At 44.6% G+C, this 14,171-nt stretch carries 15 protein-coding genes and 1 tRNA gene; 12 read left to right on the forward strand and 4 right to left on the reverse strand.

What is annotated here, in order from left to right; genetic code table 11:
- Nucleotides 1-15 precede the first annotated feature (15 nt).
- The 4 genes from ACSX1A_RS03580 to ruvC all read right to left on the reverse strand — a co-directional run bounded on the left by ACSX1A_RS03580 (nt 16) and on the right by ruvC (nt 3,297).
- Nucleotides 16-1,023: an MlaD family protein gene (locus ACSX1A_RS03580; RefSeq protein WP_439882244.1), complete on the reverse strand. Its 1,008-nt coding sequence runs from the start codon at nt 1,021-1,023 to the stop codon at nt 16-18.
- Nucleotides 1,024-1,803 (reverse strand): ABC transporter ATP-binding protein, encoded by a 780-nt coding sequence (locus tag ACSX1A_RS03585; RefSeq protein WP_439882245.1) that lies wholly within the window; start codon nt 1,801-1,803, stop codon nt 1,024-1,026.
- A 2-nt stretch (nt 1,804-1,805) separates the two neighbouring features.
- Nucleotides 1,806-2,621: an MlaE family ABC transporter permease gene (locus tag ACSX1A_RS03590; RefSeq protein ID WP_439882246.1), complete on the reverse strand. Its 816-nt coding sequence runs from the start codon at nt 2,619-2,621 to the stop codon at nt 1,806-1,808.
- A 103-nt stretch (nt 2,622-2,724) separates the two neighbouring features.
- Complete coding sequence (gene ruvC, locus ACSX1A_RS03595) at nt 2,725-3,297, reverse strand: crossover junction endodeoxyribonuclease RuvC (RefSeq protein WP_439882247.1); 573 nt, start codon at nt 3,295-3,297, stop codon at nt 2,725-2,727.
- Nucleotides 3,298-3,322: 25 nt separating this feature from the next.
- Here ruvC and ACSX1A_RS03600 point away from each other — a divergent pair, with 25 nt between their 5' ends.
- The 12 genes from ACSX1A_RS03600 (at nt 3,323) to ACSX1A_RS03655 (ending at nt 13,768) form a co-directional block, all read left to right on the forward strand.
- Nucleotides 3,323-4,315: a lysylphosphatidylglycerol synthase domain-containing protein gene (locus ACSX1A_RS03600; protein ID WP_439882248.1), complete on the forward strand. Its 993-nt coding sequence runs from the start codon at nt 3,323-3,325 to the stop codon at nt 4,313-4,315.
- Nucleotides 4,312-5,445, forward strand: coding sequence for a glycosyltransferase (locus ACSX1A_RS03605; protein WP_439882249.1), 1,134 nt, complete (start codon nt 4,312-4,314; stop codon nt 5,443-5,445). The genes ACSX1A_RS03600 and ACSX1A_RS03605 overlap by 4 nt, the downstream gene beginning before the upstream one ends.
- Complete coding sequence (locus ACSX1A_RS03610) at nt 5,442-5,699, forward strand: hypothetical protein (RefSeq protein ID WP_439882250.1); 258 nt, start codon at nt 5,442-5,444, stop codon at nt 5,697-5,699. The genes ACSX1A_RS03605 and ACSX1A_RS03610 overlap by 4 nt, the downstream gene beginning before the upstream one ends.
- Nucleotides 5,700-5,897: 198 nt before the next feature.
- Nucleotides 5,898-7,121, forward strand: a complete 1,224-nt coding sequence (locus tag ACSX1A_RS03615; RefSeq protein WP_439882251.1) for a PP2C family protein-serine/threonine phosphatase — start codon at nt 5,898-5,900, stop codon at nt 7,119-7,121.
- Between the two features lie 85 nt (nt 7,122-7,206).
- Nucleotides 7,207-7,839, forward strand: coding sequence for a polysaccharide deacetylase family protein (locus ACSX1A_RS03620; protein WP_439882252.1), 633 nt, complete (start codon nt 7,207-7,209; stop codon nt 7,837-7,839).
- Entirely contained in the window at nt 7,836-8,930 is a 1,095-nt protein-coding gene (locus tag ACSX1A_RS03625; protein WP_439882253.1) for a glycosyltransferase, read from the forward strand. Before ACSX1A_RS03620 ends, ACSX1A_RS03625 begins: the two co-directional genes overlap by 4 nt.
- A 154-nt stretch (nt 8,931-9,084) precedes the next feature.
- Nucleotides 9,085-9,852, forward strand: a complete 768-nt coding sequence (locus ACSX1A_RS03630; protein ID WP_439882254.1) for a TatD family hydrolase — start codon at nt 9,085-9,087, stop codon at nt 9,850-9,852.
- A 2-nt stretch (nt 9,853-9,854) separates the two neighbouring features.
- Nucleotides 9,855-10,922: an asparaginase gene (locus tag ACSX1A_RS03635; RefSeq protein WP_439882255.1), complete on the forward strand. Its 1,068-nt coding sequence runs from the start codon at nt 9,855-9,857 to the stop codon at nt 10,920-10,922.
- A gap of 69 nt (nt 10,923-10,991) precedes the next feature.
- A tRNA-Ser gene (locus ACSX1A_RS03640) sits at nt 10,992-11,079 on the forward strand.
- Between the two features lie 647 nt (nt 11,080-11,726).
- Entirely contained in the window at nt 11,727-12,587 is an 861-nt protein-coding gene (locus tag ACSX1A_RS03645; protein ID WP_439882256.1) for an alpha/beta hydrolase family protein, read from the forward strand.
- Between the two features lie 220 nt (nt 12,588-12,807).
- The gene (locus tag ACSX1A_RS03650; protein ID WP_439882257.1) at nt 12,808-13,266 is read left to right on the forward strand and encodes a hypothetical protein; all 459 of its coding nucleotides are present in this window, start codon (nt 12,808-12,810) and stop codon (nt 13,264-13,266) included.
- A gap of 106 nt (nt 13,267-13,372) precedes the next feature.
- On the forward strand, nt 13,373-13,768 hold the full coding sequence (locus tag ACSX1A_RS03655; RefSeq protein ID WP_439882258.1) for a hypothetical protein: 396 nt from the start codon (nt 13,373-13,375) through the stop codon (nt 13,766-13,768).
- Nucleotides 13,769-14,171: the final 403 nt, after the last annotated feature.

Consider the following 14,171-nt stretch of genomic DNA (forward strand, 5'->3'; position numbering starts at 1 on the left):
TTTTTTATGCTTTCTTTATTGCTGCTGGATCTGCTTCAAAGAGTCTTCAATTGCCTCCTGCTGCTGCTTTTCCTGCTTCTTGAAAAATCCTCTTAACAGGATATTGCTTTGCAGCGCTTCCATGTTCTGGTCAAACTTACGGGAGCTTGTCTCAAGATTTTGCATGGTACTTTTCAATTGCTTTGCAAATTCCTGGTCCGAAAGCAGTACCCCCACAGCATTGCTGTCACTATCCAGTTTCTGGCTTGTCTGCTGCAGGTTTTCCATAAGGGCGGCGGCAGAATTGGTGGCCTCCTGTAGTTCGGCCATAGATTTTTTGAGCCTGCTATACACAACTGTATCAGTGGCAACCTGGTTTGCCAGTCCTCTTGGGTTATTGAGCTTCGAGGTAAAACGTGACAGTTCCTGGGATGCATTAACTGTACTTCTGGATGTTTTCTGCAGGTTAGCGACCATCGCCTTAAAATTATCAGCCATAGCAGTGTCAGTCAGTATGGCGCCGATGGTGCCCTCTCCGTCAACTAACCGGGAGGTGATCAGCTTGAAATCGCTGGTGATGGCAACCAGGTTCTTGTTGTTTTTCTGCAACGTTTCCATCAAGTCGTCAGTGTTCAGCGGGTTTATGGCCTTTATAACATCGCCGTCATCAACTACACTTGCTGCCTGTGTACCTCCTTCAATTACAATGTTCTTGTTACCAATAAAGCTCTCGGAACTGATGCGTGCTACCGAGTTTTCTCTGATATATTGCTGTGCGCTTTCCTCAATGCGCATGGTAACTTCTACCTGTGAGTCGCCATAAAAGCTGATCTTTTTGATCGTACCGATCTTTACTCCTGAAAACCACACGTTATTGCCGGTCTTTAGCCCTGCCACATCATCAAAAATAGCTTTTACATCAATCGTACTGATAAGGCGCTTCTGCTGCCCGGCCAAAGTAAATATACCTGCAACCAGTATAACGATAGCCAAAAAAACAAAAATGCCCACAATCACAGTGGGTTTATTACTTGTTGTACTCATTTAGTCAATAAAGTTATAATTGTAAAAAGCTTGTACCCGCTCATCGTTCGAGTCGAATACTTCCTCAAATGTGCCTTGTCGCTGGAACTGTCCGTCGAGTAGCATTACCACCCTGTCTCCTACGGCACGGGCGCAGGTCAGGTCGTGGGTAATGATGATAGAAGATGTGTTAAACCGGCGCTGCACTTCATTTATCAGTTTGTTGATCTCTATACAGGTAATAGGGTCAAGTCCTGCTGTGGGTTCATCGTAAAGCATAATTTCAGGGCGCAGGATCAGGGTTCTGGCAATACCGATACGCTTGCGCTGCCCCCCGGATAATTCAGAAGGCATCTGGTGTAGTGCCTGCGACAGCCCCACCGCTTCCAGTACTATGTCAATGATCCTGTCACGGTCTTTCTGCGTCATCTCTTTTGAGTGCCTGACCAAAGGGAACTCCAGGTTTTCCTTAACGGTCATACTATCGTAGAGGGCGCTGTTCTGGAAAGAGAAGCCGATCTTCAGGCGCAACTCGTCCAGTTGCCTGGAGGTAAGGTTGCCTACCTCTTTGCCTAACACGTTAACAGTGCCTTCATCCGCCCGTAAAAGACCGGAAATTATTTTGATCAAAACTGATTTACCTGTTCCCGAACGGCCCAGTACAACCAGGTTCTCACCTTTGTACAGGTCCAGGTCTACACCCTTCAGTACCTCAAAATCATCGAATGCTTTTTTGAGTCCCCTGATCGTAATTACTTTCTCGCTTCTGTCTATCCGCGGGTTTATTTCTTTCTCCTGCATGCCTACATTACTCTTAAAGCGTTCACGATCTGCATAATGAGCAGCTCCTCTATAAAGATGAGGAACATGGCCGTAACTACAGAGGAGTTGGCAGCCTTGCCTACACCTTCCGTACCCTTAGATGAATTGTAGCCTTTATAACAGCCAACCATGCCAATTGTAAAGCCAAACACAACAGATTTTACAGATGATGATATAATATCCAGGAAAGTGATTGCTTCAAACACTTGGTAAAAGAACGTGGTGATAGTGGTTTGTTCGTTCTGGTGTACATTCAGGTAACCCCCAAGCAGGGATACCAAAGTGGTGTACATGGTAAGGGCCGGAATCATAAAGGTAGATGCCAGTACCCGTGTAACAACCAGAAATTTAAAAGGCTTTGTAGCAGATACCTCCATGGCATCGATCTGTTCGGTAACGCGCATCGAACCTAATTCGGCTCCGATATTCGAGCCAACCCTTCCGGATGCGATCAGTGCCGTAACCAGTGGCCCCATTGCCCTCACAATAGCCACAGAGATCAGGGCTGGCAAGAGTGCCGTGGCGCCAAACCCTGCCAACGATGGCCTGGACTGGTTGGTAAACACGATACCAATGATAAAGCCTGTCAGGGAAATAAGCGGTAAAGAACGCACCCCTATTTCATAGCATTGCCTGATAACTTCTTTAATTTCATAGGGAGGAAAGAAAACCTCGCGGAAGAATCTTGCTATAAAACGGTAAACACTGGCCAGCTCCACAAACATTCTGTCGAGCCTCCTGGTGGTTACATAGGTGCGGGTGCGGGTATTTTTCGTGTTATTATCGTTTTGATTCATTAAAGCCGGTTGAGTACCAATCAATGTGCAAAGCTACTATATAATTGGTAATGGAGTATCTAAAACAGGTACAACCTCATACGGTTTATGAGAGGCATGAGGTTTATTTACTTGCCAGCCTGTCAGGGTTGTCTGTCAAAAAGCTTTTCCAGGACTTACCACCTTGTTTGGCGTTATTTCCTTTCTGGTAATGATGGCAGAGCGCAACCCCCAGCGCATCAGTAGCATCGTGCAGTTTTGGGTCAGGTTGTATGTTCAGTATCTGCACCAGCATGGCTGCCACCTGTTCTTTGGAGGCATTTCCGTTTCCGGTTACTGACTGCTTTACCTTTTTTGGGGCATACTCAACATAAGGGATGTCACGGGACAAAGCGGCTGCTATGGCTACACCCTGCGCACGACCCAGTTTCAGCATACTTTGCACGTTAACGCCAAAGAAGGGGGATTCAATTGCAAGCTCATCCGGAAGGTATTCATCGATTAGCTGTATCATCCGGTCAAAAATTTTCTTTAACTTGACGGCGTGGTTACTGTAACTTTTGAGGTGAATTACCCCATACTGCACCACCTTTACCTTAGAACCAGTTACTTCGATAAGGCCATACCCCATAACCTGGGTGCCAGGGTCAATACCAAGAATAAGTTTGTGAGGAGGGAGTGCAGAAGAGTAAACCATAGGCTACAAAATTAAGACAATAATTTTGAACATTACGCGCAATACAAAATTCCTTTTGCTCTCCGGCAAATTACTGGTGCTGCTACTTACGCTTTACCTGCTTTATAAAACCATTTATGTGGCTCCTGATACCTTCCTGACCTGGGGGGGCATCTTCCGGAAGGCACTGGAGAGTCCGCTGCTGATCCTGGTCCTTTACACTGCCTTGCTCATTCCTGTTAACTGGGGCTTTGAGGCCCGTAAATGGCATTTGCTGGGGCAAAAGCTAGAGCCGATGTCTTATGTGCGGGCCTACAGGGCGGTAATGGTGGGCTTAACATTGGGCTTTATTACCCCGAACCGGCTTGGCGACTATGCAGGCAGGGTTTTGGAGTTAAAATGCAAGCAAAGGCTGGAAGCTATCGGCGCTATTTTTATAGGCAGGTATTGCCAGTTGGTGGCAACCATCTTGGTTGGTACTGTGGGGCTTTCTTATTTCATACTTAGGTTTAACTGGGTACAATACCCTGCTGTAACCATGAGTTTGTTGCTTTTGCTGCTGGTGCTCTGCGGCGCCTCGCTACTCTTGCTGTATCATGCCAGGGCCATGGTGGCAGTTGTGGCCGCCATTAAACCACTGAAGCCGCTGGTACGCTACCTGGCAATAATGGGTGCTTACAGCAAAACAGAAATCAGCCAGCTTCTATGGCTCTCACTGGGGCGTTACCTTGTTTTTCTGGTGCAGTTTATTCTGTTGCTCATACTATATGGCGTAAAGCTTAACCCAATGGAGTATATAAGCGGGGTGTCGGGTACTTTCTTCCTGAAATCTGTAGTGCCATCGGTCAGCCTGCTTTCAGACCTGGGGGTTCGGGAACTGTCGGCCATGTACCTGTTCGGTTTATTGGGGCAGGCACGCTTGCAGGTGCTTAGCGCCAGCCTAAGTCTGTGGCTGCTGAATATAGCTGTGCCAAGCGCTATCGGGCTTGTTTTTGTACTGCGGCTGCGCATTGCAGCACGTAAAAGTGTGGTTGTATGATATGGTTCCTGGCATTATCCCTGTTTGCCTATGGCTGGGTGGTGATCCCGCGCTGGCTTGCTTGGGTGAAACTTCCGGATGCAGATGCCCCGGCAGATTTTGAGCCTTCTACCAATTTGTCGGTGATCATTGCTGTCCGGAATGAAGCAAAGCATATTATTCCCTTGTTGCAGGATCTGGAGAACCAACGGTACCCCACGCATCTCTATGAAGTAATAATTGTAGATGATCATTCAACAGACGAAACAGTAGAGCTGATACAGACTTTTCGTTCAGGTTCAGCAATGAGGCTGAAGGTATTAGAGCTAAAACGGCACTCCAATGTAAGTATGAAGAAGGGGGCAGTGCAGAAAGGAGTCGCGCTAGCAGATGGGGAGCTGCTGGTGCTGACTGACGGTGATTGCCGGGTGGGTGCTGAATGGCTCCTGCAGTATGCCTATACTTACGAAACCAAACAGCCTTACTTTATAAGTGGCCCTGTTTGTTTCCATAATACTACCTCAGCTTTTGAGAAGATGCAGATGGTGGAGTTTGCCAGCCTGATAGGGGTGGGAGGGGCATCATTGGCGTTGTCTAAACCCAACATGTGCAATGGGGCAAACCTGGCCTACACAAAATCTGTTTTTGAAAAAGTTGGAGGCTTTGCTGGCAATGAAAATATTGCCAGCGGCGACGATGAATTCCTGTTGCACAAGGTGAGCAAGCATTTTCCGGGTAAAGCAGTATTCCTGAAAACCGAGAAAGCGATCGTTTACACAGAAGCACGCAAAACATTGTCCTCTTTTTTATCCCAGCGGGTAAGGTGGGCAAGCAAATGGAAAGCTTATCAGAGCCTGCATGTACAATTGGTAGCCCTGTCAGTGTTTGCTGTTAATTTCCTGCTTTTTCTTTGTGTTCCGCTATTCCTGATAGGGCAGTTGCCGCTCCTGGTTTTAGTTACGGCTTATGTTGCCAAATTTGTAATAGATTTTTTATTTTTAGAACGTATACTGAACTTCCTGAACAGGAAACAGTATTTATGGCACATACTTCCGTTGCAGTTAGTATACGTGCCTTATGTAGTTAGCACCGGACTTATAGGGTTGTTTGGCCGCTATCAATGGAAGGGAAGATCAATACGAAACGCATGAGTGAGAATGAATTCGACATACTTGACGAGCTATACTTTGTAACGTCATACCCGGACCTTAAAAGTACTTTGTCGCTTACAGATAATGAGATTTGTGCAGCCCTGCAATCATTGATCAGGCATGGATATGTGAAAATACTTTATCCAGACCAGGATACGGAGCATGAGTATAATGAGGCTGAGTTTAGTAAAAATTGCCAGAAATACTTTTTCCTGGCTACAAAAGCCGGGCTGGTAGTGCATAACTCTGTTTAAGCGTACCAATTGGGCAGAAGCGCTTATATTTAAAATTACTTTTTAAGGGAGCGGACTGGGCTGGGGGTAGTTAAGACATTTCCCGGGTCATCATTTTTTAGTATTTTTACCTCATATTTACAATATCTGCCGGTAATTGCTTTGCCTATTGATAGTTATGAGGCGTGGTGTTGGAACTAATGAAATCAAAATTTTGGAATGTCTGATATAACTATACCCAATATACAGCAGGAGCTAAACCTGAAGAAGCTGGAGTTATCGGCATTGCTTGAGATTACACAGGCAATTAACGATAATCTTCCGGAGGGTGCGCTGTATAAAATCTATCGTTTTACGCTGCTGGCACAATTACAGATCAGCCGATTGGTGCTGTTTGTGCACGACGAAAAGTGGGAATGTAAGGTTTGTTTTGGTACAGAACAGGATTTTACAAAACATGAGCTTCCGGAAGCCATACTCAATCTGCAGGAGATCACCCGCACATCTAAACTAAGTGTAGAGAAAAAGTGGCGGGCTTTTGAGATTGTGATACCTATTTTGCACAACGGAAAAGTACTGGCCTTTGTGATGATAGGAAAAATTCAGCCCTACTACAACAATATGGAGGCTCTGAATTTTGTGCAGACGGTGAGTAATATCATGTTGGTTGCCATTGAGAATCATAAAATGGCGCGTCAGCGACTGGCCCAGGAGTCTATCAGACGTGAGATCGAGATTGCCCGTGAAGTGCAGTCAATGCTGTTCCCGAAGGCGTTGCCGAACGATAAGGATGTAACCATACATGCCAGTTATATACCACATTCATCCATTGGCGGTGACTACTACGATTTTATAGAGATAGACGCAGACACTTTTGTGTTTTGTGTGGCTGACGTTTCTGGGAAAGGCGTGCCAGCATCCTTGCTGATGTCTAATTTCCAGGCTGGCCTCAGAACCATTCTGCGGCAGACCTCGGACCTGAACACAGTGGTGGCAGAACTTAATACCCTGATCTACCGCAACGCGATTGCAGAAAAATTTATTACTATGTTCCTGGCGCTGTACAACAGAAAGACGCGGGAACTATGCTATGTGAATGCTGGTCATAACTCGCCTATTCTGTTGCATGAGAACAATACGCACCGCTTGCTAAATGAAGGATGCACCATGCTTGGTGTGTTTGATGTATTGCCTTTTATGTCGGTTACGAGAATTACAGTGCCTGAAAAATCTGTGTTGCTTTGCTATACGGATGGGTTAACCGAAGTATTTGATGAGGAAGAGGCTGAATTCGGCATTGAGGGTACCATCAGGTTTTTGCAGCGGAATAAATACCTGAGCTCTAAAATGCTACACCTACAGTTGCTGCGTGAAATAAACCTTTACAACGAAGAAGCCGCCCTGAACGACGATATTACATTGCTTTCCTGTCGTTTTAAATAGTTTTTATACTATTAGCCTGGAGATCAAAGTTGTTAAGGGTCATAATATTCATTCACTTATCATTAAATAGCAACCAACGCCTCAAGTGATCCACCTATTTAAGACTCCCTGGTTACTTAAAAAACTGTTGCCAGCTTATACCTGGCACAAGGAGGTGATTGGCCAGAAACTGTACCTCACTTTTGACGATGGACCTATTCCTGCTGTTACACCCTGGGTACTGGACCAGCTGGACAAGTATGGCGCAAGGGCTACTTTTTTTTGTGTAGGAGATAATCTTGTAAAATACCCGGATATAGCCGAACAGATCATAAAACAGGGACATGTGCTGGCAAACCATACCTTTAATCATCTGAAAGGGTGGCAAACCGATGAGGCCCGGTATGTACGGAATGTAGCGCTGTGCCAGAAAGAAGTGGAGAAATATGCTGCTGACAGGGTTCGTCCGCTTTTCAGACCACCCTATGGACGGATTACATCAAAACAGGCAAAACAGCTGCAGGACAGGTATGAGATCATCATGTGGGATGTACTTACCAATGATTACGATAGCTCCCTGGGGCAGAATAGGTGCCTGCAAAAGAGCATCAGTAGCACCCAGAGTGGCAGCATCATTGTTTTCCATGATAGCCTGAAAGCCCGGAAAAACATGATGTATGTGCTGCCCCGTTACCTGGAACATTTTACCAATTTAGGCTATACCTTCGACACCCTATGATCGTATCGGTATCCTATTTTATACTTTACTTCCTGCTTTTCCTGCTTTTGCTGAGCTTATTAGTCGCGAACCGGAAAAAATACAGCTTAAAACCAAACCGCTATCCCAGGGTAAGCATCCTTATTGCTGCCCGCAACGAAGAACACACTATTATCCGTTGTTTACAGGCTATAGAAAAGCTGGACTACCCAGCAGATAAGGTACAGGTGCTGATAGGAGACGATGGAAGTACAGATGCAACCCGCGCTGTTGTAGACGCTTTTATAAAGGATAAACCCACTTATACCTGTATCACGATCACTGAAAATATTGGCAAAGCGAAGGGCAAAGCCAATGTGCTGGCACAGTTGGCAAAGCTGGCCGACAGCAACTTTTTCTTTTACACAGACGCAGATATTGCTGTACCATCAAGCTGGATAGAGGCTATGCTGGCAGAAATGACACCGGAAGTAGGCGTTGTTACAGGCATTACCACTATAACAGGTACCAGTATCTTTACAAAGCTGCAGGCCATCGACTGGCTGTATGCACTTGGGCTGATGCAGGTAGTATCGGATCTGAAACTGCCAGTAACTGCCATGGGTAATAACATGCTTTTGCGCCGCGAAGCTTACGAGGCAGTAGGTGGTTTTGAGGGGATAGACTTTTCTATTACCGAAGACATTGCCATCTTTAACAGGATACTCAGGCAGGGGTGGAGCTTCCGGAATATCTACGACCGAAGTGTGCTGGCACTTTCTACGCCGGCAGCCAGTTTTGTGCTGTTCCTGCATCAACGCAAACGCTGGATGAAAGGCTCCATGCACTTACCTTTTTACATGGCGATCATCTTTATAATGCATGCGGCATATTACCCTGTGCTTTTGCCGTTCTTCGCTTATACTTCGGTTACGGTGATGTTGTCAATATTTGCTTTAAAGCTCCTGCTGCAAAGTACGTACCTGTTTCTGTGCCTGCGCCGGCTTGGTAGATCAGTGCCGTTTTGGCTCTATTTTATGTTCGAGCTATACCTGGTGGTCACATCCGTTATTCTGATCATATTCTTCTTTCTGCCCGTTAAAACGAATTGGAAGGGGAGAAGGTATTCGTAAAAGGGCTAAGTATGTTTTTACGATCGGAAGTATAACCAGCCCTGCATAAACAGCGAAAAGGGTTTCTCCTGCCCCATAATAAATTCCTAACTTGCAGTGTTAATCAGAAGTACCATAACGTTGGCCCGGGCCAGCGGTAAACGATAGTTTAGACATGAATTTAATTGATTCGCACGCACACATTTACAGCGAGGATTTTCAGGAGGACAGAGCAGCGGTAGTAGCTCGTGCCGTAGCTGATGGGGTGAGTAAGATCTATATGCCTAATATTGATCATACCTCGATTGATGCCATGCTGGAAGCGGAGGAAAAATACCCTGAAACCTGTATCCCGATGATGGGGTTGCACCCTACTTCTGTGGGCAAGGATTTTGAACGTGAACTCTACCTGGTGGAGGAGTGGCTTGAGAAGCGTGCCTTTGCAGCCGTAGGTGAATGTGGGATTGACCTGTATTGGGATAAAACTTTTCTGCCGCAGCAGCAGGAAGCCCTGAAGGTGCAGGTTGCGTTAGCCAGAAAACATAATTTACCAATTATACTGCATACCCGCGACTCGTTCGATGAAACGTATGAGATTATTTCAGCGGCACAGGACGGGTCACTTAAAGGTATCTTTCATTGCTTTTCGGGCACTTTGGAGCAGGCTGAAAAAGTGAAGGAACTTGGTTTTTTAATGGGCATCGGAGGGGTTTCTACTTTCAAGAATGGCGGCATGGATAAAGTGCTGCCGCACCTGCATTTAGATGACCTTACCCTGGAAACGGATTGCCCATACCTGGCTCCAGTTCCTTATCGCGGAAAACGTAATGAGCCTTTATACCTGTCGTTGATAGCGAACAGAGTAGCAGAACTGATGCAAAAGCCTGTAGCGGAAGTGGCTGAAAAAACTACTGCCAATGCCCTGAATATTTTCAAACTATAAGCATGAAGGTAGTAAAAGTAGACATAGACACAGCTACTCCCCTGGATCCGGAAGCGTCCATACTTATCATCTACACAGGAGGTACGGTAGGCATGGTATTCGATAAGGTGGAGAAGCACCTGGTGCCCTTTAATTTTTCTCAGATTCTGGATCATGTACCGGAGATAAGCCAGTTTGATTACCTGCTAACGGTTATGAGCATAGAACCCGCCATCGATTCATCGAATGTGGCGATGGCAGACTGGCTGATGCTGGCCGCATTGATAGAAGAGAATTACGGGCAGTATGATGGCTTTGTGATCTTGCACGGAACAGACACAATGGCCTACAGTGCATCGGCATTAAGCTTTCTGTTAGAGAACCTTCAAAAGCCTGTGATCTTTACGGGTGCACAGGTACCAATAGGACGCTTACGGACAGATGCACGTGAAAACCTGATCACAGCCTTGCAAATAGCGGCCACGAAACAAAATGGTAAAAGTATGGTGCCAGAGGTATGTATTTACTTCCGTAACCTGTTGCTGCGTGGTAACCGCGCCAAAAAAGTGGAGAGCAGCCATTTCGATGCTTTTAAATCAGACAACTATCCGCCACTGGCCGAAACAGGGATAGACATTGAGTACAGTTATGAAGATATTCTGCCACACCCTGTACACAGCTTGCGGGTGCATAAGCAGATGAGCGACAAGGTAGCGATACTTAAATTGTTTCCTGGAATTACGCAGGCTGTGGTGCAAAGTATACTTCAAGCCCCTGGCCTGCAGGGAATAGTGCTCGAAACCTTCGGATCTGGCAATGCTCCTTCCACACCCTGGTTCCTTGATCTGCTACAGGATGCACTGGATAGAGGTGTCCATATCCTGAATGTATCGCAGTGCGATGAAGGTAGAGTAATTCAGGGGCAATACGAAACAAGTACGCACCTGCTGCAGATGGGTGTAATTGGAGGTGCCGATATTACGACAGAGGCCGCAATCACGAAGCTTATGTTTGTGCTCGGCCAGGGGCTGGACCACGAGCAGACCCAGACGCAGCTATGCCAGAACCTGCGTGGCGAGATAACTTTATAAGATTAGTGTAAGTATAAACGGTGCAGATTTGCAGAAGTGATGCAGAATAGCCTATATTTGCACCACCATAGAGAGTTGTCCGAGTGGTCGAAGGAGCACGCCTGGAAAGTGTGTATACCCCAAAAGGGTATCAAGGGTTCGAATCCCTTACTCTCTGCTGGTAGCAATACCAAAATCAATTAAAAGCCTGCAAATAAGATATTTGCAGGCTTTTTGTTTTCCAGATCTATCAGGTAATTTAGTTTCTGTCGCTCCTGCCCACGATGCCTTTGCTGCACTGGGGGCATGTTCTGCTTTGTTCCATAACTTATGTGCGTTATTACCCGCGTAATAACGCGGGTAGGGCCTGGAAAGGTTTTACTTTTAGGGCTTAATAGTCTCTAAAGCCATGGCTTACCCATCTGACTATCCTATTCTTTTCCTCAACCCCCTGGAGCACGAGGGCAAATCGTTTATCCGCCTCGGGCACATGCCAGACCACTTCGTCCGTAAACGATTATAGGAGGCTGACTGGCCACAGGAGCAGCAAGACCACCGAGATCTATACCCACATCACCAGCCACGGTTTGGATAAAATCGTGAGCCCACTTGATAATTTATAGAAGTTGCCTATATTAGCTAAAGAATATACAATCATGCACCAAATGTTACGAACGTACACCCCCATAACAAGTAGCCGTTTTACAGCAGCCCTGGAAACCTTCGTACATAGTGCAGATAAACGTATGTTTACGCATATACGCTAGTTAGCGGCAAGCATAGACCAACCAGATAGACAGAACAGCAGTAAACGTATTTTATAAGATGATAGAAATTTTTGTAGGTAGCAAACAATTGACGATTAAAGATGAAATCAAAAATATCTCATTCCCTGTTTTAGTCCATTACCCGACCTACGAAACATCAAGACCTATTGCATTTGGGCCTTATACAATGAATGTAAGTCCTGACGCAGAAATTATTGACGGCAGATTTCCACTTATAATAATCTCACACGGCAACGGAGGTTCACATCTTTTGTACAGGACAATTAGTGCACATTTGGCAAAAAATGGTTACATCGTTGCAATGCTTGAACATTATGGGAATAATCGTAACAACAATACATTAGAAAACACAACTGAAAATCTTGAAACACGACCAAGACACGTTAGTTTGACAATTGATTTTTTACTTACAGACAGTTGGTTCAATAAAAATATTGCACAAAACAAAATTGGAGTTATAGGACACTCAATGGGAGGTTATACTGCTTTGGCGTTGGCAGGTGGTGTGCCAAGAACAAAAGAAGGTGTTGTTGTAGAAGTTGTACCAGACTTCCGAATTAAAGCAATTGTATTACTTGCACCAGGAGCAGGTTGGTTTATGAATTCGTTGGACAAAGTAACAATTCCAATTCTTATGTTTACTGCTGAACACGACCCTATTACCCCAAAATGGAATGGAGAAATTGTTCTAAATTATGTTCCCGACAAATCCAAAGTAACATTTAAGGAAATTAAAAATGCAGGGCACTTTTCTTTTTTAAGTCCATTTCCAGCAACAATGAAAAGCCCTAATTTTCATCCATCGACAGACCCAGTTGGATTTGACAGAGAAATATTTCATAGCAAACTTCCAACAGAAATACTTGACTTTTTAAACGACAAACTAAATGAAAATTAAATCCGTGGACAAAATGCCTGCCGCTAACAGGGGTTTTGCAATAGTGGGGCTGACGAACATAGGCTCAACTTTTGTTTTCCAATTTAACTTTTGTACAAGGGTTGGGCTGACGGAATTCTATTGCCCCACCATCGCAAAGCCCTAAACCGTTGTGTGCAATGGGAAGTAATAAAAAAGCGTCTCAACAAACACCTACAGAATAAGATACTACAGGCCGAGCATGAAAAGTAAAGTAGGATTTGTAAAAACAACAGGTTGGTTCTCTCTGGCTGGGTTGTTTATACCTGGTTTTACAGCAATTGAAATTATAGGTTGCCAATCGCTAATTACCTTGTTTGGAGTTGAGTGTGCCAACTCTTGGACTTTGCTCTGGAGTATTACTATTGCTGGAAGTATAGTATTGCCTTGGGTGTTTTTACGGTTCATACAAAGAACATCTATAGAAACTGAGTCGCTAAGGAAGTGGCTAATTTTCTTCAATATCATAGAATATACGCTATTGCAAGCGAGCCTTGATTCGCTCTTTACAAATGGTCAGACGCTGTGTTATGTATCGGACGGACAGAATGGATTAGAATTTGCCTTTACTGGTTGGTTTGCTATACCTATTATACTTTTATTGAGCATCTTGTTTCAGCAGGTACAAAAAGCAAAATTGGAGCAAGCAGAACTTGAGTAAGGGCAAAAAAGAAGAATCACTTCACATAACAAAATGCAGCACTTAGGCTCAGCTACGCTTCGGGCTTCGGCTGTACAAACACGTTGGGAGGTATAAGAATTAAGAAATGAAGAAAATATACACCATCTTCTTTGTGTTGCTTTTGATAAGCTGTAGTGTAAAAGAGACTGAGAAAGAATCTGGTGTCCAACATCAAGATAGCACTACTTCACCAGCAGTTAAGCCAAAGCACTCAGGTAATCAGCTTTTATTTACTAAAGAAGATATAAAAGGTATATGGACTTCAGGAGAATCTGAAAACGCAAGCATTAGTATCGAGGAGGACTCAATATTGTTTGTAGACACATTCGAATACTTGAAATATGAATTCAGAAATGATACTCTAATTTACATTGAAGAAGGTGTTCCCTTTTTTAAAACAAGAGTAATAAAAGCGGACAAAGATTCTTTAGTAACTTCCAACGAGGATGGAATCCGTAGATTGTGGAGATTTAAAGATTAGGACGTTGGCACGAAAATTCCCAACACAACCTACAAGGTAGCTATGCCACAGCAAAGCAAGTACGTTAGCAACAATGCCCTCCGTGTAACCCGACAAAGGTTCCCAGTCAACAAAGAAACGTTTGACAATCCTACCAATAAGCTTCTCCACGGCAAACACCCACTGAGATAAAAGTAAGTCCCCCAGTCTCATTTGGGTGTGAAATATTTTGTGCTTGACTGTATCAAATTGATACAACAAGTGTTCGAAATCGAACAGGTTTTAATAAACAGTTGTCTAGAATTTTGATAAATATCTGCATAAAGTGTTGATAATTAATTTTTTATGTTTTGGTCTCAACTTTGCCAATAGAATTGTGAGAGATCCCCTCATTGCCTGGCCTCTTTTTCATTAAAAATCTACA

Origin of the sequence: Pontibacter sp. MBLB2868, from assembly GCF_051904785.1 — a bacterium.
Classification (GTDB): Bacteria; Bacteroidota; Bacteroidia; order Cytophagales; family Hymenobacteraceae; genus Pontibacter.

What these genes read in the sequence shown, in the direction of transcription:
- ACSX1A_RS03580 (WP_439882244.1), bottom strand. Translation starts at nt 1,023, where the DNA reads ATGAGTACAACAAGTAATAAACCCACTGTGATTGTGGGCATTTTTGTT.
- ACSX1A_RS03585 (WP_439882245.1), bottom strand. Translation starts at nt 1,803, where the DNA reads ATGCAGGAGAAAGAAATAAACCCGCGGATAGACAGAAGCGAGAAAGTA.
- ACSX1A_RS03590 (WP_439882246.1), bottom strand. Translation starts at nt 2,621, where the DNA reads ATGAATCAAAACGATAATAACACGAAAAATACCCGCACCCGCACCTAT.
- ruvC (WP_439882247.1), bottom strand. Translation starts at nt 3,297, where the DNA reads ATGGTTTACTCTTCTGCACTCCCTCCTCACAAACTTATTCTTGGTATT.
- ACSX1A_RS03605 (WP_439882249.1), top strand. Translation starts at nt 4,312, where the DNA reads ATGATATGGTTCCTGGCATTATCCCTGTTTGCCTATGGCTGGGTGGTG.
- ACSX1A_RS03610 (WP_439882250.1), top strand. Translation starts at nt 5,442, where the DNA reads ATGAGTGAGAATGAATTCGACATACTTGACGAGCTATACTTTGTAACG.
- ACSX1A_RS03615 (WP_439882251.1), top strand. Translation starts at nt 5,898, where the DNA reads ATGTCTGATATAACTATACCCAATATACAGCAGGAGCTAAACCTGAAG.
- ACSX1A_RS03625 (WP_439882253.1), top strand. Translation starts at nt 7,836, where the DNA reads ATGATCGTATCGGTATCCTATTTTATACTTTACTTCCTGCTTTTCCTG.
- ACSX1A_RS03630 (WP_439882254.1), top strand. Translation starts at nt 9,085, where the DNA reads ATGAATTTAATTGATTCGCACGCACACATTTACAGCGAGGATTTTCAG.
- ACSX1A_RS03635 (WP_439882255.1), top strand. Translation starts at nt 9,855, where the DNA reads ATGAAGGTAGTAAAAGTAGACATAGACACAGCTACTCCCCTGGATCCG.
- ACSX1A_RS03645 (WP_439882256.1), top strand. Translation starts at nt 11,727, where the DNA reads ATGATAGAAATTTTTGTAGGTAGCAAACAATTGACGATTAAAGATGAA.
- ACSX1A_RS03650 (WP_439882257.1), top strand. Translation starts at nt 12,808, where the DNA reads ATGAAAAGTAAAGTAGGATTTGTAAAAACAACAGGTTGGTTCTCTCTG.
- ACSX1A_RS03655 (WP_439882258.1), top strand. Translation starts at nt 13,373, where the DNA reads ATGAAGAAAATATACACCATCTTCTTTGTGTTGCTTTTGATAAGCTGT.